Here is a 19,851-nt window from a genome sequence, read left to right as displayed (position 1 = left end):
CAAGAAAAATATTATGTTATCACGCTTCACTTTGAGAATAGTGTGGTTATCTTACGTCCACTTCGGTCACTCTAATTCAAATTTCGATTGTAGTAGAAAGAGTGTGTAATTTCCATCGGAGAAAGAGTTATTATTGCAAAATATGGGCCTATTTCATTTTCGAATTCTGTTTCTAACAAACTGTTAAAATAGGGTTAGAAATAAGAGTTTTATAAAAAAACCATATTAAAAGTGAAATGACAGGTAACATATATTTCTTATGGTGACTTTGATATAATTTTACTAAAGGAACATGATTAATCTGGAATTGGAGTGAATTTGTTCAAGGGTACTACTGTTGGACTCTGAAAACCGCGTATTTCATTAGATATTCAAATACCAAACTAGACAAACACTTAAATAAATTCAACAAATGGGGAGGTGCAAGAACATGAAAGAAAGTAATGGAAATATTGTGTATTGGATGCTAGTCAATCACGGTCAATGGAGAATGTATATTGCAGCAACTACAGAAGGACTTTGTTATGTTGGTTCACAAAATAAGCCGTTTGAAGAACTTGCCATATGGGTGAAGAAACGACTTCCTACTTATATACCGTTGAAAGATGAGCATGTGCTAAACCCTTATGCAAAGGAATTAATCGATTATTTAGAAGGACGAAGAAAACAATTCACGTTGCCAACGGACCTTCATGGGACACCGTTTCAGCAATCTGTTTGGAAGGTGTTGCAGGAAATTCCATATGGGCAGACGGTTTCGTACACGGGTATTGCTGAGCAGATACAAAAGCCAAATGCGGTTCGTGCTGTAGGAACTGCGATTGGAGCCAATCCTGTATTAATTACGGTTCCTTGTCATCGTGTCATCGCAAAAAGTGGGAAATTGACTGGTTATAGAGGTGGGTTAGAGATGAAGGAACAACTACTAGGATTAGAAAAGTAAAGAAAACGATGAAGTGGCATAGTAAATAATGAGAAAAGAGGAAAGAAATGATTCAAGGATTAGATCGTATTAATGAATTGGCAAAAAAGCAGCGTAGAGAAGGCCTGACAAATGCTGAAAAAGTGGAGCAACAAGTATTGCGTGAAGACTATTTACGGCAAATCCGCGGCCAGGTTCTAAACACTTTCTCAGGAATGACAGTAATCGATCCGCTAGGGAATGATGTGACACCGGACAAGCTTCGGAAAGAGCAGGAAGCAAATAAATAATGTAAACTAGAATAGAAGGAAGGGATGGTTACATATGAAATTAAGTGTATTGGACCAAGCACCTGTGACGAGTGGGAATACAGCTGTAGATGCATTGAGAAAAGCAGAAGAATTGGCTATCTTGTCAGATGAATTAGGCTATCACCGATTGTGGATGGCAGAGCACCATGGGACAGAAACACATGTTAGTTCAGCGCCAGAAGTAACGATAGCTCGTTTGGCTGCCAAGACAAAAAATATTCGAATCGGAACTGGTGGCATTATGATGATGCATTATTCGCCTTTAAAACTAGCCGAGGTGTTCAAAACACTTAGTGCCTTTTCTCCTGGTCGGATTGATTTTGGCGTCGGTCGTGCACCGGGTGGGGATAGAGATGCTATATATGCGCTATCCGAAGGGCGTCAACCAATGTTAAACAATATGTATGAGAAATTTGCGACAACATTAAAACTGATCAATGATGAAGTACCGGAAGATAGCTTGTACAAAATGGTTGCAACACCATCCCAAATAACTTTGCCAGAAGCATGGATGCTGGGATCGAGCGGTAACAGTGCATTAAAAACTGCACAAATGGGTGTTGGCTATTCTTTTGCGCAATTTTTTAATGGAGAGATGTCAAAAGAGATTTTAGACACATACAAGCATCATTTTCAGCCGTCCGTATTTATGGAGAAGCCGAAAATTAATGTCGCATATATGGTTACAACTGCTGAAACGAAAGAAGAAGCTGAATTCGAGGCGCTACCACAAGATATTTCCCGTTTATGGTTGATGAAAGGGCGAATAGGTCAAACGTTAACACCTAAAGCGGCCCAAGATTACCCGTTGACTGAAGTAGATCGAATGACCATCCAAAGAGATCGCAAATTGCATTTAGTAGGATCAGCTAAAGAAGTCTCAACACAATTACAAGAAGAACAAGCACAATACGGATTTGATGAAGCAATGATTTGCAGTATCCCACATTCGCAGGAAAAACGTTTGGAAGTTTATCGCTTATTGGCAAGGGAATTGTTATAAATTTGTAAACGGGAAGTTAAGTAGTTAAAAAGAAAATAAGAATGCTCTCTTCAATCGAAATGAACCATTCATATTTTCTGTTCTTGGTATATATTCAAAAATCCCCTCACTCCAATCCCAAAATATGTTAAAATATATATAATCAAAAAAATAAGTCTGCATAAATGCAGGAGAGGTTCGCAATTCCATCCCTCTATAAAAAACTAAGGAGACAACAACACTCTCTTTTAGTGTTGTTTTTTTATTTGATAAAAAGTCTAAGGCTTTCTCCGTAGGACCTAGTGATAGGCCGGTAATTTATATGATGGAACGAAATGAACTCTTTTTTGATGGAAAAGAGAGGAGCAACAAGAATGAATAAGAAAGCAGTCGTTGTATTTAGTGGCGGACAGGATAGTACTACATGTCTATTCTGGGCATTGAAACATTTTGATGAGGTCGAGGCTGTAACGTTTCAATATGGTCAGCGTCATATTGCTGAATTGGAATGTGCAAAGGAAATATGCCAAACGTTGAAAGTAAGGCATCATGAACTAGATATGACATTATTGAATCAATTGGCACCAAATGCATTGACACGGGATGATATCGAGATAACTGAAGATGACGAAGGACTGCCATCGACATTTGTACCAGGCAGGAATTTATTATTTCTATCTTTTGCCGGTGTATTAGCAAAACAAATCGGTGCGAAACATTTGATTACGGGCGTGAGTGAAACAGATTTCAGTGGTTATCCAGATTGCCGTGATGTATTTATGAAATCCTTAAATGTCACATTAAATTTATCAATGGATGATACGTTTGTCATTCATACACCGCTGATGTGGTTGGATAAGTCAGAGGTGTGGGGGCTAAGTGATCAGCTGGATGCTTTTGAATTTGTGAAAATGCACACACTCACCTGTTATAACGGCATAAAAGGCAGTGGTTGTGGGGAATGTCCTGCATGTAAGCTAAGACAAAGAGGTCTAGAACAATATGAAGAAAAGAAAAAAGCAGGTGCTGAATGATGATGCAGCAAATATACCCTACTACACCTCACAACTATAGCTTTGAATTAAATAAAGATTTTCATTTTGCTGCAGCACATTATGTACCGGTAGAGGATGCAGGTAAATGTAAGCACACACATGGTCACACCTATTTTGCCAACATTACAATTGCGGGCGATACATTGGACCATTCAGGATTCCTAGTAAATTTTAAAACAATCAAAGATTTAATCCATCGGCGTTTTGATCATGGCATACTTAACAGGGATCCAGCTTTTTCTGATGAGAAACCGGATTACTTCCCTACGACAGAAGTTGTTGCCCGAACCATATATGAAATTGTTCAGGCACATTTAGATACATTGCAAAATCAGCCGGTCTGCCTGCAGGTTTTCTTGCGAGAAACGCCCACAAGTTATTGTGTTTATCGTCCAAAGGGGGCTGTGTAAAAATGAAAATACCAGTCCTCGAGATTTTTGGTCCGACCATCCAAGGAGAAGGAATGGTGATTGGACGAAAGACGATGTTTGTTCGAACAGCTGGCTGCGATTATTCCTGTTCCTGGTGTGATTCCCAATTTACTTGGAACGGATCTGAAAAAGATAAAATTCAACTAATGGAACCGGAAGAAATATGGGGAGAACTTATGGAACTTGGCGGTGAACGCTTCGAACATGTTACCATTTCAGGTGGAAATCCCGGTTTATTGCGACATTTGGATGGCCTTGTTGACTTATTGCACGGTAAAAATATTAAAACAGCATTGGAAACTCAAGGAAGCAAGTGGCAACCATGGTTTACTAAAATTGACGATTTGACACTGTCACCTAAGCCTCCAAGTTCAGGTATGGAAACTAATTTTGAAATACTTGATCAAATCATCGACACATTGGACCGGGAACAGACAGGGAAATTTAGTTTGAAGGTTGTTATTTTTGAACAAAATGATTTGCAATATGCCATCAAAGTACATCAAAGATACCCAGATGCAGAATTGTTTCTCCAAGTTGGAAATGATGATCTAGAAACACTGGATGATGAAAAGTTACTTATTCATTTATTAAGTGAATATGAGCAGTTAATTGATCAAGTGATGGAAAGTGATGAATTGAAAGATGTTCGTATTTTGCCACAGCTCCATACATTCTTGTGGGGGAATAAGCGCGGCGTTTAATAACGATTTATTGATTCAATAACAAAGGTCTTATTATTAAAGCGACTATCCAGCAACATAAAAAAACGACTTCATCAGCGAAGTCGTTTTTTTATTAAGATACCTGTTCCTGTATTCTTCCATGGAATTCTTCTTGCGGTTCTGTTTTTCTCCTCTGCAACCGTAGATAAATATTGTTTGAAAGTAAGGAAACGATGATGAAAATTGTGCCAATATAATCATATACGGTGACACCTGCACCTTGAAAAATTTGAATGATCAATGTCGTAACTGGTACAAAGTTAAGAAATAATAATCCATTCAAGGGTGTGATTACACTTACGCCATAATTCCACCCTACCAAGGCAATTACACCCGGGAAGATTACCATAAAAGCAATATGTGGGCTCGTTAAGACCATTGTTTCAACGGTTGGAAAAGCTACATATCCTGAAAGTGTCACACCTAAAACGATAACTGCTGCCGTAGCCGTTCCGAGCAAACAACTTAGCGTAGAATAGCGCAATGCAGACCATCCATCCTTACTAAATCTGCTGCCACCCATCGTGTAGACAACCCACCCAATGACTGCAACAAAGATTAATAAGGATGGAATAATGTCAGTTGTCGCTGTAAAGAAGGCACCAAAATCACCTTTCGTTACGACTAACATTGCTCCAACAAATCCTATAAAAACACAAAATAGTGTAAAAGCTTTCGGTCGTTGTCTTATTAGTATCCATGCAATGATGATGGAGATCATTGGCATTAAAGATTCCATAATTGAAGCCACCATTGTACCTGGATTACCTAATAAGTCTTGACCCCAGAAAATAAGTAAATTATAAACTGCGAAGGCCATTGTGCCGAAAAACCAGAGTAACCAACCTTTCCCTTCAAAGCGAAATGCTTGTCTGCCTTCCTTCCATAGCAGCCATACAATTAAAATAATCGATACAAAGACATAACGAAAAATCGTAAAATAAAATGGATCGATATGCTGAAACGCATGATTTGCTACTGGAAACATTGCTCCCCAGGATATACTTGAGATGAAACATAAAAAAGTACCCAATAATACATTATTTTTCAATAAACCCACGTTCCCTTCAAATAACTTCTATATTTATTGAAGCACACAATTGATATCACTCAAAATGAAAATTAATGATGTTTACCATCTCAAATGGTGATATCATAGAAACAAAGAAAGGCGAAAGAGGTATTTAGATGGAATTTAAAGACTTAGAAATTTTTCAAATGGTTGCAATAAAAGGTACGGTCACTGAAGCTGCAAAGGAATTAAGTTACGTTCAATCTAATATTACATCAAGAATCAAGAAGCTTGAAGCTGAATTGGATACAGCTCTTTTTAACCGTAACAATCGTGGAATGACGTTAACTCCTGAAGGAAAAAAACTACTTGTCTATTGCAAGAAGATCCTAATACTTACAAATGAAATGAAAAAAGTCGTCCAAAGTAAAACAGAACCTGCAGGCAAATTGGAAATTGGATCCGTAGAAACAGTCATAAAGCTACCGATTATTTTATCTTCCTATAACAAAAAGTATAAGAATGTAGATTTATCACTTTTTACAGGGGTAACGGAACAACTCCAAAAAGATGTATTAAACCACCATTTAGACGGTGCCTTCGTGACAGAGAACGACCAACATCCTGAACTCGTTAGCCATGACGTGTTTCAAGAAGAGCTTGTCTTAATATCAGACAAGACTACATCATTTGAGCAATTAAAAAAGGAGCCATTCTTATGCTTTAGCGAAGGATGTGGCTACCGGGCTAGACTGGAAGCATGGTATAAAGATCAAAACTTAACCCCACAAAAAATAATGGAGTTCGGAACATTAGAAACAATATTGGGGAGCGTTACGATGGGTCTCGGAATTACGTTTGTTCCAAAATCAGCCGTTTCTCATCTAGAGGAAAGAGGACTAATCCAATGTCATTATTTGCCTGAGAAATATAGTGTGATCAATATCGTGTTCATTAGACGTAAAGACTCTTATTTAACTTCCACACTCGAAAAGTTTATCGAAACAATTGAGCATAATGAAGGAGAACTGGCTTATCCACTAGCATTCTAAAAGAGCAAAAGTTATATAGTTGTTACCATTTTAAATGAATAGAACGGGTGATTAGGAAGTAGATTATAAAGAACGTTCGTTCCTAGTTGGTAAAAACATGTTATAATATAGAAAAACTATTAAATGAGTGAAATCAAATGAAATTAATTTTAGCAGAGAAACCATCTGTCGCAAAAAACATTGCGGATGCATTAAAAATTAAAACGAAAAAAGATGGCTATTTTGAAGGAAATGGTCATATTATTACATGGGCTTTTGGACATCTTGTTGAGCTATATGATGCCAAAGATTATGACAGCAAGATGAAAAGCTGGAAAATGGATAACTTTCCCTTTATCCCAACTGAATTTAAATATAAAGTAAAAAGCAGTCCGCGGAACAGAGCAAAGTCTGATGCTGGAGCAGCCAAGCAGCTAAAAATAATTCAATCTCTGATAAAGAGGTCAGATGTAGAAGCAATTATTTCTGCATGTGATTATGATCGGGAAGGCCAGTTAATCGGAGACAGCATTATTTACCGAGGTGGTTCAAGACCAAAAGCCCAAGTTTACCGTCTTTTATTAAATGAATGGACCCAAAATGAAGTTTTACAAGGCTTGCAAACAATCAAACCGAATACAGCTATGAAACCTTTGCGTGATGCCGGTATCAGCAGACAGTGGGCTGACTGGGTAATCGGCATTAATCTGACGTCTGTTGCTACCTTGAAGTATCAAAAAGGAAAAGGGAAGGCATTGAACATTGGCAGGGTCTTGTTGCCAACATTAAAAATAATCTATGACCGTGATAAAGAAATTGAGAACTTTAAGCCCGAAGATTATTTCAAACTGAAAGCAATATTTCAGACAAAGAACAATGCTGAATATGAAGGTACATATATAGAAGGCAAAGAAGAGAAATTTAAAAGGAAAGAAGTTTTGGACAACATTCATAATGCAATTCAAAACAAAGAAGCTGAAATCATTGATAAACAGGTGGATAAAAAGAAAGAGTTCCCACCATTTCTATTCAATCTATCAAACTTACAAGGGTATATAACGAATAAGTTCAAAGGATTTACATCAGATAAGGTATTGAAAGTGGCCCAATCACTTTACGAGAAAAAGTATATTACATATCCAAGAACATCCAGTATAGCCTTGGAGGAAAGCCTTGTTGGAAAAACTGCCTCTGTATTGAAAACACATACCGAAGATTTGCCGTATAAGGACGAAATAAAATTTATAAAATCCAAAAGAGTCTTTAATAATGCGAAGGTGGAAAGCCATAGTGCAATCATCCCAACATATGTAAAGCCAAAACGACTCAATGCTGATGAAAGCATCGTCTATACAGCAGTTAAAAATCGCTTTATTATGCAATTTATGCCGATTGCCGAATATGAAGAAACAAAGCTTACAACAAAAATCGATGAAAGCAAGCTTCAGGGAGTTTTTGTTTCCAAAGGCAAGGTACAACTTATAGAAGGATGGAAAAAGGTCGAAAGAATTCAATCCAAGGACACTTTACTCCCTCTAGTTGCAGTGAAGGACCGTGTCTGTTTAATTGATTCCGAGGTTACCTCCCATGTAACCAAACCGCCAAAACAACATACAGAGCGAACATTGCTAAGAGTTATGGAAACTTGTGGAAAGAGCTTCAAAGAAGATGACAGTGAAGAATTAATGGGAAGTATTTTAACAGGGTTTAGTATCGGAACACCAGCAACAAGGGCAGAAACAATTAAAAAGTTAAAAGATGTTGGTTACATTACAACCAATAGTAAAAATCTGTTGTGCACGGATCTTGGGAAGCGACTTGTGGAGACATTCCCTGTCCAGAATTTATTTGACTTGGAGTTTACTGGACGGCTTGAAAAGGCATTGTCGGATATTCAAAAAGGAAAAGCCAACAAAAAGGAATTTCTTAATCTAGTATTCCACTTTACCAATGATTCCGTGGAAACAATTAAAAATGGAGAAGATACGACAATCAATGAATTGGCCTCTACTCGTGCAACTAATGAAATACTTGGAATCTGTCCAGCTTGTGGAGGAAAGATAACGGATGGATACAAAAGTTTCGGATGCAATAATTGGAAGGAAGGCTGTAAATTTGTCATTTGGAAAAATGATAAATTCTTAGCAACGATGAAGAAAAAGCCAACGAAAACAATGGTCAAGGATTTATTGAAAAATAAGCAAGCATATGTAAAAGGACTCACAAGCAAAAGTGGTAATAAATTTAATGCGTACCTAAGTTATGAAAAAAATGATAAAAAAGATTACTACAGTTGGAAAATGGATTTCTCTAAATAACCGAACATTCACAGTCTCCTGGAGAGCATATAATTGTATTTTTAAAGCTTTTACTTGCTTAATGGTGTATAATAATAGGTAGTAGAGGTAGCATAATTCAATAAACGGATAATTATATTTGCGATGCTAATTTTCCCTCGAAAGAGAAGGATGGTACAAATGAAAAAAGTTATCGTAAGTACAAAGGAAAACTTGCATTATGGTACATTAATCTGGATTTATGCAAGTAACAAAAAAGTATATCACAGTAGTAAGGCTATTGAAGGTGAAATAGCCTTTAGTGAGTACAATTCCAATTATATGGGAAAAGTCCACGAGCTTTATCGAAACCACGATAAGCAACCTGCACTTTTTAACCGTATGCTTGCAAAGTCAGATAGAATATTCGGGATTTGCTTAAATAAACGGCGTCTTGATAACGGAAAAAAAGAAGTGAAAGTTTTATTTTTCCCTAGCTGGGAAGATGTTCAGGAGTTTGCTGAAAATGAGTACCCTATCCTGAAAGAAACAGAATTAAATAGAAGAAAAGAAGCGAAACTTAAGTGGATGGAAAGAGGAAAAGCCTTTTCAAATAAGAAAAAAACAATATAGTTTATGAAAGGACTGTCCCAACAGTAGATTAAGAACCTACTTGGGCAGTTCTTTTTTTATAAACTGGGGTGAAATAAAACACCTTAAAAGTTTGTAAAATAAACCAAATAAAGATTACAATGAAAATGTATACTAAAAAGTTGTATAAGAGGGGATATTTAATGTTAAAACTTGATGGAAAAACAGCTATCGTAACAGGTGCAAGCAGTGGAATTGGGACAGCTATTGCTCAGTATTTGGCGCAAGAGGGTGCAAATGTTATTGTTGCAGCACGCCGAAAAGACAAGCTAGAAGCCATAGTAACTCAGATAAATAGTAGTGGAAAGGGAAAAGCCCTTGGTATTCCAACGGATGTTTCCAATCAAGAAAAAGTTGATTCTATGGTAAAAAAAGCAATAGAAGCTTTTGGAGATATCGATATTTATGTGAATAATGCAGGATTCATAGGTAATGGAGTAAGAAAAGAGAATGTGGAAGAATGGGACCAGATGATAGATGTAAATGTTAAAGGAGTATTATATGGAATTCATGCAATTTTGCCAGGTATGCTGGAAAAATCCAGTGGCCATATTATTAATATTTCTTCCGTTTCCGGTCATGAAGTAACTAAGAATAGTACGGTTTACAGTGCAACGAAATATGCTGTTCGGGCTATTTCACTGGGGCTTGAAAAAGAATTGGCACGAACAGGGGTGAGAGTGACGAATATTTCTCCAGGAATGGTTGAAACGGAACGTACTTCAGATAGGCTTCCTACAGATCGGAAACCCTTGCAAACAGATGATATTGCTAGGGCCGTTATCTATGCCGTCACCCAACCAGATTATGTCAATGTAAATGAAATAACAGTAAGACCTGTTTAGTCGAATCATATTATGTTTTCGGATTTTTACAACATTCTAGAATGGCTATATACAAGTAAATTTTTGAGTGAAAAACGTTTGGAATATTAGCCTATTCATCGAAAGTTTGATATTATATTTAAGTAATGACAATACAAATAATCGGTTAGGAGATTATTTGGATTTTAGTGTGTTTAACAGATTAAAACGTGTATAATCCTTACATTTATAGGAATAGGAAGGACGGAGAAATATTTATGAGTAAACCAAAAATAGTTGTACTCGGTGCTGGCTATGCTGGTCTTGTAACGACAAGACGTTTATCACAAAAACTTTCACCTGAAGAAGCAGAAATTGTATTAATCAATAAACATAATTACCATTATGAAAGTACTTGGTTACATGAGGTAGCAGCAGGGACAATCAACCCGAATCAAGCACGTTTTATGCTTACTGATGTCGTTAATCCGAAAAAAGTTCGTTTAATTTACGATAGTGTTCTTGAAGTGAAAAAGGACGAGCAACGTGTGGTTTTGGAAAATAGCGAAGTTTCATATGACTATCTCGTTATTGCACTTGGATTCGTGTCCAATACGTTTGGAATTCCAGGTATGGAAGAAAATGCTTTTGCAATCACGGATATTGAGTCAAGCCGTCTAATTGCGGAGCATATGGAATACAAATTCGCAAAATATTCCACAGAGGAAAATCCGAATGATGACGACTTGACCATTCTTGTTGGTGGCGGTGGTTTTACTGGTATTGAATTTGTCGGAGAGTTAGCAGAAAAAATCCCGCAACTATGTAATAAATATGACATTGATCGCAGCAAAGCCCGCATTATCAATGTTGAGGCTGCACCATCAATCTTGCCGGTATTCGACGATGATCTTGTTTCCTATGCGAAAAAGTCGCTTGAGGATCGTGGTGTAGAATTCAGAATTGGTGCCCCAATTAAAGAGTGTACACCAGAAGGATTTATTGTTGGTGATGATAAAGAATTAATTAAGGCTGGAACAGTTGTTTGGACAGGTGGCGTTACTGGTAACCCAGTACTTGCTAAATCCGGTTTTGAATTAGTAAAAGGTAAGGTAAATGTTGATGCTGATTTAAGAGTACCTGGTGAAGAAAATCTCTTTATTCTTGGAGATTGTTCATGGGTGATGGATAAAGAATCCGGCAGACCATATCCACCAACAGGCCAACTAGCTACACAAGAAGGTGTCGTTGCTGCAGACAATATTACTGCATTGCTACGTAATCAACCTGTACAGGACTTCGTTTTCAGTAATAAAGGAACTGTTGCATCTCTAGGAATTACAGATGGTATTGGTAGTATCCTTGATGGCAATAAAATACGTGGAAAATCTGCAGCTGCTATGAAGAAAGTTGTCGATGACCGTACATTATTTATGGTTGGTGGACCTAAATTGGTACTTAAAAAAGGTAAATTCCGTCCTTTCTAATTAACTTTATTAATAATTAAAATAAGGTCCAGAACTAAGGAGGTAACTAATTAATGAAAAATTTCCTTTGTGGAATATTACTTGTACTGGCAACTTTTGTAGGGTATCGTCTTGCAAGTGATTATTTAGAAGACAATAGAGATTTCAGATAAGTGATAAAGATCATCCTTTAGGGTGGTCTTTTTATTTGGCTTATTGTATATGTTTGGAACTGTGGTTACTCGTCCTAACGAAAAGAGTTGTGCTTTTTAAGTATCTCAGAGTTGAGATAAAGTGCGAAGTAACCGTTGGCTGTTTTCCAAAGAATTGTGCTTTTATCGCCGTCCGGGATCGCTCTGGGCGGATGCTTTCCACGGGCACGGCCTCAGCCTCGAAGAGAAAACCACTCTTCTGGTCTTCGGACACGTGCTGTTCCCGTAGGAGTCACCGCCCAGAGCGATCCCGGACTGGAAGCTGTATGATGTTATTTTTTCTATTGCTGGTATATTAATTGTCAGCAACCTCCTACCCAGCTCTGGGAAATATACGTAGACTCCAGCGGGAGGAAAGGCATCGGTGAGACAACGAAGCGCTTTAGCGCAAGTTGGCTCACCAGCCGCCCGCGGAAATGCGGAGTATATTTCCCAGAGCGGTCGGCGAAGTTTCAACACCATATTTTTAGTAATCAACTAACAGTTACTTCGCATTTTATAGAAACTGTGATGATTTAATGCACAATGACCTCGAAAAGTACCTTCTGTTTTCCTCTAAATAAAAAAGAGATATGACTCCAAAATAGAATGAATCAACGGATTTACTCCATACTATTAGCAGGAGGTGTAATGTTGCATATTTTTTTATTGCTTTTGCTGATGACGGGTATTCCGGTGGATTCGGGCGCCGACAGTTTGGATACGAATAATAATGAAATTACATTAGATAGGGTTGAAGTTCAACAATATGGAATGGATTTAATTGATATGGCATTTATCGATGAATATAAATTAGAAAATTTAATGGACAACCTTGAAGAAGCGGTCTATCGGAATGCAGAAGACGCACGCTTTGATAAAGATGGCAAGATTATTGGAGAGGAGCTTGGTGCCACGTTGGATAGACAAGAATTTCGCAATTTATTCCGGGAGTTATATTATAACGAGAATAAAGGGAAATTAACAGTTCCAAAAACAGCTGTCTACCCTAAAGTTAATCGTGGACTTTTAAAAGAAATAAGTATGCTGGAGCTTGGCAGATATGTTACCTCTTTTAAGCAAAGTAACTTAGAAAGATCCCACAATATCGACCTTGCTTCAGAAGCAATCAATAATACAGTTATTTTTCCGGGGGAGACATTCTCATTTAATCAGGTGGTTGGCGAACGAACTGCTGAAAGAGGATATAAAAAGGCACCGGTTATTGTAAAAGGAGAATTAGCCGAAGATATTGGTGGAGGAATTTGTCAGGTTTCCTCAACGCTTTACAACGCAGTAGATCTTAAAGGTATTCAAATTGTGGAAAGATATGCTCATAGCAGACAGGTACCATATGTTCCACCAGGAAGAGATGCAACTGTTAGCTGGTGGGGGCCAGATTTTGTGTTTAAAAACCTGTATAATGAGCCGATTTTAATTCGTGCCAAATCAGAAAGTGGCCAAATGGTTGTTACTTTATATTCCTCAGATACGGTAGAGTACTTTAACGGGAATGCGGATTGATTTTACACGCTTCACCATCTGCACATTGGTTTACAGGTACAAGTTTTCTATTTTTAGCCACCAGTTTATAAATAATGTCGCCGAGTCCAATAACCTTGAGCATATACATGAGTGGTATTAATATCCATAGAGGTGGGAGCATTTTAGCTATTTGAACAATTGCTGAGTATCCTTTATACCATTGATTATTATGTCTGACATGAAGACTCTTTTCCATTTCAGGTGGGTAATTTTTCATTAATCGAAAGGAATTGAATATAAGTTTATTTCTCCGGTCCAGTTTCTTCCATAACGTAGATGAGTTTGTACACATCTTGCAGTAACTATCATAATAGACAATCATTCTTATACCACCTCCAATAATAGTATAATCCAACTGCGTAAAAAAAGCTGTATTTCCAAGGAAATACAGCTTTTAAATGTGGTTTTATATTATGCTTGTTTATGAAGCTCAAGTTCAAAGTTAATTTTAACATCCTCGCCAACAAGTACGCCACCAGTTTCAACTGCTGCGTTCCAAGTAAGACCGAACTCTTTACGGTTAATGGATGTTGAACCACTGAAACCTGCTACAGTAGCGCCACCCATTGGGTCTTTGCTTTGTCCTTCAAATGTTACATCGATTGTAACTGGTTTAGTTGTATCTTTAATTGTTAAATCACCAGTGACATCATACGTATTAGATGATTTTTTATTAATATCAGTAGCTACAAAAGTCATCTTCGGGTATGTTTCTGAATCAAAGAAATCTCCTGAACGTAAGTGGTTGTCACGATCTTCATTACGAGTATTTATGCTTGCTGTATCAATAGTTACTTCCACTTTAGAATCAGTTAAGTCTTCTACATCAGCTTCGAAAACTGCATCAAATTTATCAAATGTACCTTTCGCTTTTGAAATCATCATATGTTTTACTGAAAAGCCAACCTCACTGTGTACTTGGTCAACTGTCCAAACTGTCTTTGCCATTATAAATCCCTCCAAATAATTTTCGTAACCGTTAGTTACTTTCTGTTACCTAGTATAAATTGATTAATACTTATAGTCAAGTGTTTTTAATTAAAAATAATTGAATTCAATTTAATTAGATAACCTTAATATACTCTTCCCAAAATTATTTGTAATAAACATAATCAAGTATCTATCTACAAGCACAAGTACAAAAGCCGTTCCAAAAAGTAAGGAAAGTGAAAATAATAGTATATAAATAACTTTGGATTTTAGGGGGATTAAAAGTGGACAAAGGTACTATTATACGGACAATCATGCTTCTTCTAGCACTTGTAAATCAGTTTCTCGTCATATACGGGAAATCCCCATTACCGATAGACAGTTTATTGGCAGAGCATGTCGTCTCAGGACTATTCACTGTTGTTACTACATTAACAGCTTGGTTCAAAAATAATTACGTTACAAAAACTGGAATGAAACAGCGAAAGACATTAATTGAAAAGGGTCTTACTAAGAAGAAAAAGCGTAGGAAAAATATAAGAAAATAGACACTCATGAAAACTTCTCGTTAAACATTGTTATTTTTCTGTTAATGCCTAAACTGCACTTAACAAATCAAGAGTATAAAATAAAAACCTACAGGCGGAGCCATGGCTGAGAGTGAACATGATGTTTTAGACCCTTTGAACCTGTTAGTTAGTACTAGCGTAGGAATTGATGGTTTTTTTGATAGAATAAAAGCAATGTGAGCGGATTTCCCCATCAGGAACTTTCCCCTCAGACATTGCTTTTTTTGTCATTAAGAAAATACTTTCTTCATGCATAAGTGCGGGCTGGTCGTCGTCACTTCAAAAGCTTGGTGACAATCAAGCTTTCTAATATGAAAATTTTTGGAGGAGGTAATACGGTTGAGGTCAAATCGAATTCTATTTTTAGTTGAAGTATCCATTTTTATTGCATTGGCATTATTATTGGATATCTTGCCATTATCCTTTGAAATATGGGCGCAAGGTGGTTCGATATCGTTTGCGATGATACCTGTATTTATTGTTGCATTTCGCTGGGGATTAAAGGGTGGCCTGGTTTCTCATGGGGAGTATTACAGGTTGCAACAGGAACAGCGTATGTTTTAGCCCATTGCAAGCATTTATTGATTATGGGCTAGCCCTTACGGTAATTGGATTTGTTGGTATTTTTGCAAATCGAATTCAGCAGGCAGTAAGTAAAGTCAGGTGAAACAAAAAATTACCTTACTTATATAACAGTTGGGGTGTTCTTGGGATCTACATTGTGATTTTTCGTTCATTATATCGCAGGAATGTAATTTTTCGGATCTGCCATCGAAGGACAACCTGATGGCTATATTCCTTGCTGTATAACGCTAATATGATCCCATCCTTTATTATATATATAGTTGTTGTATTTTTCTTTTTCCATAAGCAACCTCGAACATTACTAAACGCAGCTTAAACGTCAGTTGAATATTCGCTCATTTTAAGATAATCTCTTAGTCAAAGAGGTTATTTTACTTTTGGGAGGCTGATAGAATGCGTGAATTAATTGGAAAGTGTCTGTCATGTAATAAAAACGTTTATTGTGAAAGTGGTTTTTTTGATGGTGTGCAGGAAAATGGAAAGCTATTATGTAATGAATGTGCAGCTCTGAAAAAAGAGTAGACGAGTTTCCTCTTTGCCATATGAAGAGGGACAACCCATCCTGGGATGTCCCTAATATTAAATGATGAAAGTATCTATATTTTCATGATTGGTAACCATTAATAGAACCTTACCTTCATCGAGGTCTTTTTCATAATTAGCCGCTTCGGCCTCGCTAAAGCCCATCTCTTCCAGTTTTGTACGTAACTGATCACCTTGACTGCTGAACATGTTCCCAACAGCACTTGAGAAATCCATCTCTTTCATGCCAATTGTATTCGTATTCGCATTATCTGCTATACGCCCAGTTCTTTCATCATCATGGGTGAGGAGATAAATATCATCTTTGTTAATTCCTTTGGCTTGTAATTTGTTTACATCCGTTTTCAATTGTTCTTCGTTTATATATTCTCTAATAAAAGGTTTCATAATTGTAGATTCCTCCTTTGTTGTTAGTTGGCTTATTCCCCATTCAATAGAGAATTAAACATAACCGTTTACGAGTTGTAGCGTTTTCTTCAGGTGGTGCATAGGCTAAAGCACAACCCGAAGAAAGGAAGAGATCTTATGGGTATTGGATTAACGTTACCCCATCTGCTATATGGATTATTCACATTAGCAATCATCGTAACAATGATTTTCCGTAAGGGTGTTGTTTTACCGACATTACTTGGGACATTTGTCATTGCCTGGGTGTATCAAGGTAATCTTATTGATGGATTTACTGCCATATTTAATGCAAATCTAGTTGCTGCTCAAGAGTTGTTTAGCATTTTTTTAATTATCACGTTTATGTTGGCGCTTTTACACTCTTTACGTGATTTAGGGGCAGATGTCAGAATGATACAGCCTCTCCAGAAAATGATGGTAAATGGGCATGTTTCCTTTTTTATTCTTATAATTGTAACCTATATTATTTCCTTATTTTTCTGGCCAACTCCTGCAGTTCCATTGATCTGTGCATTACTTGTCCCTGCAGCGGTAAGAGCTGGATTGCCTGCAATGACAGCGGCAGTTGCTATTGCAATAGCAGGACAGGGAATGGCATTGTCCTCGGATTATATTGTTCAAGTTGCTCCAAGCTTATCTGCTGCATCTGCTGGCATTGATGTTGGTTCTGTAGCTGACAAATCATTGATACTATCCCTGATAGCTGGGGGAGTCGCTGTTTCTTTAGCTTACCTATTATATCGCAAAACCATTCGCTCTAAAAACGATCCGTTGAATATGGTAGAACTACAAGAGCTGCAGACTGCAGAAGGATCAAAGAACAAGGTCCAAACCGAAAATTTAGATGTTTGGAGTAAGGTTTTTTCCATTGCTGTTCCAATATCACTTCTGTTTGTAGTTATTTACATGATGTATTCCAAGCTCTTTTCTGGAGGAAGTGACGAGCTTGTTGGTGGAGGCGGTGCAGCATTTGTAGGTGGTGTTGCGGTCATCCTATTATTACTTTCCACAATTGCTTTTGGTAAATATCATGCTTTAGATTATGTTAGTAATCATATTACAGATGGATTTGTATTTGCCTTTAAAGCAATGGGCCCTGTTATCCCTATTGCTGGTTTTTTCTTTTTAGGAAGTCCTGATTTTTCAGGAAATATTTTAGGTGTGGAGGAAGGACCAGCGTTATTATTTGACCTTGTTACATCCACACAAGAATTTTTGCCACAAAGTGCATTGCTTGCAGCGTTAAGTGTACTCATTATCGGTATTATAACTGGACTTGACGGTTCAGGATTTTCTGGCTTACCACTAACAGGAGCACTTGCTGCTTCATTGGAGACAACATCAATTGATGCTGCAACCCTCGCTGCGATTGGCCAAATGGGAGCTATTTGGACTGGTGGAGGTACCATTGTTGCCTGGTCATCATTAATTGCGATTGCAGGTTTCTGTGGTGTGTCCGTCATGGAGTTAGTTAGAAAGAATTTTATTCCGGTTTTTTCTGGTTTAATCATTGCTACAATTGCAGCAGTATTTTTACTATAACGGCTTTGACTGGTTACACGCTTTTTCATTTGATACACTCTTAAGTAATATAAAAATTTATTAATTCAGGAGGTTCAAAGTATGCCAATCAATACTGGTGCAGTTGTTCATGAATCATTAAATGTATTATTTGACGATGATTTGTTTCTTCCTGAAATCCAGGAAAAGCCAAGAGAAAAGGCATTTAGAGCCCTGCGATCAATTCTTTCTACACCAAACCACGTAAGTAAATCGTTTCTTAGAATAACACTGGAAAATGATGAAGTCATTCGAATACCAGCTTTTCGGGTTCAGCATAATAATGTGCTTGGCCCATATAAAGGTGGGATTCGTTTTCATGAATCTGTAAATGAAGATGAAGTTATAAATCTCGCCACCCTTATGACACTGAAAAACGCTCTTCATGAAGTGCCTTTTGGAGGCGGAAAAGGTGGCGTTGTAATTGATCCAAAAGAATATGATGTTAGAGAATTAAATTTAATATGCAAAAAATATGTGCAATATTTTAGTGATATTATTGGTCCAGACAAAGATATTCCTGCACCAGATATGGGTACGAGTGCACGTGAAATGGACTGGATGATGGGAGAATATAAAAGTATCCATCCTGGTGAAAATTACCGTGGTAGTTTTACTGGGAAAAGCGTTGTCAATGGTGGTTCATTAGGGAGAAGGGAAGCTACAGGAAAAGGGGTATATTTCACTTTTCGATATCTCTTTCATAACTTTGCGACGGAGCAGCAAACATGGCTCTCGGAACGGAATCATCTGATTGCAAAAAATATCCTCGATTTGAAAGATCGGAATTTCACTATTGCAGTACAAGGTTTTGGGAATTTAGGATCGGTCGCAGCCTTGGAAGCATATCAGTGTAATCAACTGAATAACAAGGTGATTGCAGTGAGTGACCGTAATGTAACACTTTATAATTCGGATGGATTAGATATTCCAACATTAGTGAAATTCACGATCGAAAACAATAAAGATTTACCAATTAATGACAAAGAACTTGAAGATGCCGGTATAAAGGCTAAAGTTATAGGTCGCGATGACTTATTAACGTTAAATGTTGATGTGTTGTTTCTTGCTGCCCTGGAAGACCAGGTAACTAAGGATAATATGGAAGAAATTCAAGCTCAGGTTATTGTTGAAGGAGCAAATGCACCAATTACAACGGATGCGGATAATTACCTGAATCAAAAAGGGACCATTATTATCCCTGATATACTAGCAAATGCCGGCGGTGTCATTGTATCATATCTCGAATGGCTACAAGGTCGGGAAACACAATATTATAAAGAGGAAGAAGTTTTTAAAAAGCAATTTGAGCAAATGGAATCTACATTTGATACAATATATCCGCAATTTTTCTCTAATACCTATACATTAAGACAGATTTGTTATAGACAATCTGTTATGAAATTATCGGATGTTTTGTATAGGCAAGGAAAGTTGTATTAATATGTGCTGGAAAAAGAGGTGATCGCTATTTAGTGATTATCTCTTTTTTAGTTGCTTTTCTACTTCGCCCGCGTCACAAAGAAGTATGCTACTAATGTAAAATAATCTATAAACTGCGGAGTAACTGCTGGTTTTATATCAGTATGCAGAAACTTTGGAGACCGCTCTGGGAAATACAATTCGCGCATCCTAAGGCATAGGTGAGTCGCTTCAAGCTAACGCATTTCAGTGTCTCACCAATGCCTCTCTTCCCGCAGGAGTCTTCATATATTTCCCGGAGCTGGTTAGAAGTTTTTCGACAATTACTATAGCTGCAATAGAGAAAATAGCATCATACAACTTCATCAGCCCGGAGCGATCCTGGACGGCGGTTTTAGCAGTCACCTATACGTAGGGTGTAAGTACTTCGCAG

At 37.3% G+C, this 19,851-nt stretch carries 20 protein-coding genes, 1 pseudogene and 1 riboswitch; of the genes and pseudogenes, 17 read left to right on the top strand and 4 right to left on the bottom strand.

Annotated features, from left to right (window positions below; genetic code table 11):
- The first annotated feature begins 430 nt into the window (after positions 1 to 430).
- From BV906_RS08835 to queE, 6 genes are all read left to right on the top strand, one after another.
- Positions 431 to 943, top strand: coding sequence for a methylated-DNA--[protein]-cysteine S-methyltransferase (locus BV906_RS08835; protein WP_087973142.1), 513 nt, complete (start codon positions 431 to 433; stop codon positions 941 to 943).
- A 47-nt stretch (positions 944 to 990) separates the two neighbouring features.
- A complete protein-coding gene (locus tag BV906_RS08830) occupies positions 991 to 1,212 on the top strand; it encodes a DUF896 domain-containing protein (protein ID WP_087973141.1) in 222 nt (73 codons plus the stop codon).
- A 34-nt stretch (positions 1,213 to 1,246) separates the two neighbouring features.
- A complete protein-coding gene (locus BV906_RS08825; RefSeq protein WP_087973140.1) occupies positions 1,247 to 2,236 on the top strand; it encodes an LLM class flavin-dependent oxidoreductase in 990 nt (329 codons plus the stop codon).
- A 166-nt stretch (positions 2,237 to 2,402) separates the two neighbouring features.
- A riboswitch (PreQ1 riboswitch) is annotated at positions 2,403 to 2,449 on the top strand.
- Between the two features lie 140 nt (positions 2,450 to 2,589).
- Entirely contained in the window at positions 2,590 to 3,249 is a 660-nt protein-coding gene (queC, locus tag BV906_RS08820) for a 7-cyano-7-deazaguanine synthase QueC (RefSeq protein WP_087973139.1), read from the top strand.
- Positions 3,249 to 3,680 (top strand): 6-pyruvoyl trahydropterin synthase family protein, encoded by a 432-nt coding sequence (locus BV906_RS08815; RefSeq protein WP_087973138.1) that lies wholly within the window; start codon positions 3,249 to 3,251, stop codon positions 3,678 to 3,680. Before queC ends, BV906_RS08815 begins: the two co-directional genes overlap by 1 nt.
- A gap of 2 nt (positions 3,681 to 3,682) precedes the next feature.
- Positions 3,683 to 4,405, top strand: a complete 723-nt coding sequence (gene queE / locus BV906_RS08810; RefSeq protein ID WP_087973137.1) for a 7-carboxy-7-deazaguanine synthase QueE — start codon at positions 3,683 to 3,685, stop codon at positions 4,403 to 4,405.
- Positions 4,406 to 4,499: 94 nt separating this feature from the next.
- Here queE and BV906_RS08805 read toward each other — a convergent pair whose 3' ends face one another.
- Positions 4,500 to 5,477, bottom strand: a complete 978-nt coding sequence (locus tag BV906_RS08805; RefSeq protein ID WP_087973549.1) for a DMT family transporter — start codon at positions 5,475 to 5,477, stop codon at positions 4,500 to 4,502.
- 137 nt (positions 5,478 to 5,614) lie between these two features.
- On the opposite strand from BV906_RS08805, the gene BV906_RS08800 reads away from it, so the two are divergent.
- The 6 genes from BV906_RS08800 to BV906_RS08775 all read left to right on the top strand — a co-directional run bounded on the left by BV906_RS08800 (position 5,615) and on the right by BV906_RS08775 (position 13,380).
- Positions 5,615 to 6,490, top strand: a complete 876-nt coding sequence (locus tag BV906_RS08800) for a LysR family transcriptional regulator (protein WP_087973135.1) — start codon at positions 5,615 to 5,617, stop codon at positions 6,488 to 6,490.
- A 137-nt stretch (positions 6,491 to 6,627) separates the two neighbouring features.
- Positions 6,628 to 8,787, top strand: a complete 2,160-nt coding sequence (locus BV906_RS08795; RefSeq protein ID WP_087973134.1) for a type IA DNA topoisomerase — start codon at positions 6,628 to 6,630, stop codon at positions 8,785 to 8,787.
- A 159-nt stretch (positions 8,788 to 8,946) separates the two neighbouring features.
- Positions 8,947 to 9,378, top strand: a complete 432-nt coding sequence (locus BV906_RS08790; RefSeq protein ID WP_087973133.1) for a hypothetical protein — start codon at positions 8,947 to 8,949, stop codon at positions 9,376 to 9,378.
- A gap of 161 nt (positions 9,379 to 9,539) precedes the next feature.
- Positions 9,540 to 10,241 (top strand): SDR family oxidoreductase, encoded by a 702-nt coding sequence (locus BV906_RS08785; RefSeq protein WP_087973132.1) that lies wholly within the window; start codon positions 9,540 to 9,542, stop codon positions 10,239 to 10,241.
- Between the two features lie 236 nt (positions 10,242 to 10,477).
- Entirely contained in the window at positions 10,478 to 11,686 is a 1,209-nt protein-coding gene (locus tag BV906_RS08780; RefSeq protein ID WP_087973130.1) for an NAD(P)/FAD-dependent oxidoreductase, read from the top strand.
- A gap of 821 nt (positions 11,687 to 12,507) precedes the next feature.
- Entirely contained in the window at positions 12,508 to 13,380 is an 873-nt protein-coding gene (locus BV906_RS08775; RefSeq protein WP_087973129.1) for a VanW family protein, read from the top strand.
- Here BV906_RS08775 and BV906_RS08770 read toward each other — a convergent pair.
- Together BV906_RS08770 and BV906_RS08765 are read right to left on the bottom strand one after the other, a co-directional pair.
- The gene (locus BV906_RS08770; RefSeq protein ID WP_087973127.1) at positions 13,361 to 13,723 is read right to left on the bottom strand and encodes a thiol-disulfide oxidoreductase DCC family protein; all 363 of its coding nucleotides are present in this window, start codon (positions 13,721 to 13,723) and stop codon (positions 13,361 to 13,363) included. The genes BV906_RS08775 and BV906_RS08770 overlap by 20 nt on opposite strands.
- 89 nt (positions 13,724 to 13,812) lie before the next feature.
- Entirely contained in the window at positions 13,813 to 14,349 is a 537-nt protein-coding gene (locus tag BV906_RS08765; protein ID WP_087973126.1) for a YceI family protein, read from the bottom strand.
- A gap of 266 nt (positions 14,350 to 14,615) precedes the next feature.
- On the opposite strand from BV906_RS08765, the gene BV906_RS08760 reads away from it, so the two are divergent.
- From BV906_RS08760 to BV906_RS20020, 3 genes and pseudogenes are all read left to right on the top strand, one after another.
- Complete coding sequence (locus BV906_RS08760; protein WP_087973124.1) at positions 14,616 to 14,879, top strand: phage holin; 264 nt, start codon at positions 14,616 to 14,618, stop codon at positions 14,877 to 14,879.
- 342 nt (positions 14,880 to 15,221) lie between these two features.
- Positions 15,222 to 15,567 (top strand): annotated as a pseudogene (locus BV906_RS20245) (energy-coupled thiamine transporter ThiT).
- Between the two features lie 311 nt (positions 15,568 to 15,878).
- On the top strand, positions 15,879 to 16,007 hold the full coding sequence (locus BV906_RS20020) for a hypothetical protein (RefSeq protein WP_281254128.1): 129 nt from the start codon (positions 15,879 to 15,881) through the stop codon (positions 16,005 to 16,007).
- Positions 16,008 to 16,064: 57 nt separating this feature from the next.
- Here the strand turns inward: BV906_RS20020 and BV906_RS08750 are convergent, their stop codons facing one another.
- Positions 16,065 to 16,415 (bottom strand): YflT domain-containing protein, encoded by a 351-nt coding sequence (locus tag BV906_RS08750; RefSeq protein ID WP_087973123.1) that lies wholly within the window; start codon positions 16,413 to 16,415, stop codon positions 16,065 to 16,067.
- Between the two features lie 144 nt (positions 16,416 to 16,559).
- On the opposite strand from BV906_RS08750, the gene BV906_RS08745 reads away from it, so the two are divergent.
- Complete coding sequence (locus tag BV906_RS08745; protein WP_087973548.1) at positions 16,560 to 17,978, top strand: hypothetical protein; 1,419 nt, start codon at positions 16,560 to 16,562, stop codon at positions 17,976 to 17,978.
- An 81-nt stretch (positions 17,979 to 18,059) separates the two neighbouring features.
- Positions 18,060 to 19,439, top strand: coding sequence for a Glu/Leu/Phe/Val family dehydrogenase (locus tag BV906_RS08740; RefSeq protein ID WP_087973122.1), 1,380 nt, complete (start codon positions 18,060 to 18,062; stop codon positions 19,437 to 19,439).
- Positions 19,440 to 19,851: the final 412 nt, after the last annotated feature.

Source organism: Oceanobacillus rekensis, from assembly GCF_002153375.1.
Classification (GTDB): Bacteria; Bacillota; Bacilli; order Bacillales; family Amphibacillaceae; genus Oceanobacillus; species Oceanobacillus rekensis.
Note: the sequence above shows the minus strand (reverse complement) of the source record. Positions and strands in the feature narration are given on the sequence as shown.

Excerpts from the sequence above, each read along its gene's own strand:
- BV906_RS08835 (WP_087973142.1), top strand. The coding sequence starts at position 431 with ATGAAAGAAAGTAATGGAAATATTGTGTATTGGATGCTAGTCAATCAC.
- BV906_RS08750 (WP_087973123.1), bottom strand. The coding sequence starts at position 16,415 with ATGAAACCTTTTATTAGAGAATATATAAACGAAGAACAATTGAAAACG.
- BV906_RS08765 (WP_087973126.1), bottom strand. The coding sequence starts at position 14,349 with ATGGCAAAGACAGTTTGGACAGTTGACCAAGTACACAGTGAGGTTGGC.
- BV906_RS08825 (WP_087973140.1), top strand. The coding sequence starts at position 1,247 with ATGAAATTAAGTGTATTGGACCAAGCACCTGTGACGAGTGGGAATACA.
- BV906_RS08800 (WP_087973135.1), top strand. The coding sequence starts at position 5,615 with ATGGAATTTAAAGACTTAGAAATTTTTCAAATGGTTGCAATAAAAGGT.
- BV906_RS08815 (WP_087973138.1), top strand. The coding sequence starts at position 3,249 with ATGATGCAGCAAATATACCCTACTACACCTCACAACTATAGCTTTGAA.
- BV906_RS20020 (WP_281254128.1), top strand. The coding sequence starts at position 15,879 with ATGCGTGAATTAATTGGAAAGTGTCTGTCATGTAATAAAAACGTTTAT.
- BV906_RS08770 (WP_087973127.1), bottom strand. The coding sequence starts at position 13,723 with ATGATTGTCTATTATGATAGTTACTGCAAGATGTGTACAAACTCATCT.
- BV906_RS08790 (WP_087973133.1), top strand. The coding sequence starts at position 8,947 with ATGAAAAAAGTTATCGTAAGTACAAAGGAAAACTTGCATTATGGTACA.
- queC (WP_087973139.1), top strand. The coding sequence starts at position 2,590 with ATGAATAAGAAAGCAGTCGTTGTATTTAGTGGCGGACAGGATAGTACT.
- BV906_RS08780 (WP_087973130.1), top strand. The coding sequence starts at position 10,478 with ATGAGTAAACCAAAAATAGTTGTACTCGGTGCTGGCTATGCTGGTCTT.
- BV906_RS08740 (WP_087973122.1), top strand. The coding sequence starts at position 18,060 with ATGCCAATCAATACTGGTGCAGTTGTTCATGAATCATTAAATGTATTA.
- BV906_RS08795 (WP_087973134.1), top strand. The coding sequence starts at position 6,628 with ATGAAATTAATTTTAGCAGAGAAACCATCTGTCGCAAAAAACATTGCG.
- BV906_RS08785 (WP_087973132.1), top strand. The coding sequence starts at position 9,540 with ATGTTAAAACTTGATGGAAAAACAGCTATCGTAACAGGTGCAAGCAGT.
- queE (WP_087973137.1), top strand. The coding sequence starts at position 3,683 with ATGAAAATACCAGTCCTCGAGATTTTTGGTCCGACCATCCAAGGAGAA.
- BV906_RS08775 (WP_087973129.1), top strand. The coding sequence starts at position 12,508 with ATGTTGCATATTTTTTTATTGCTTTTGCTGATGACGGGTATTCCGGTG.
- BV906_RS08830 (WP_087973141.1), top strand. The coding sequence starts at position 991 with ATGATTCAAGGATTAGATCGTATTAATGAATTGGCAAAAAAGCAGCGT.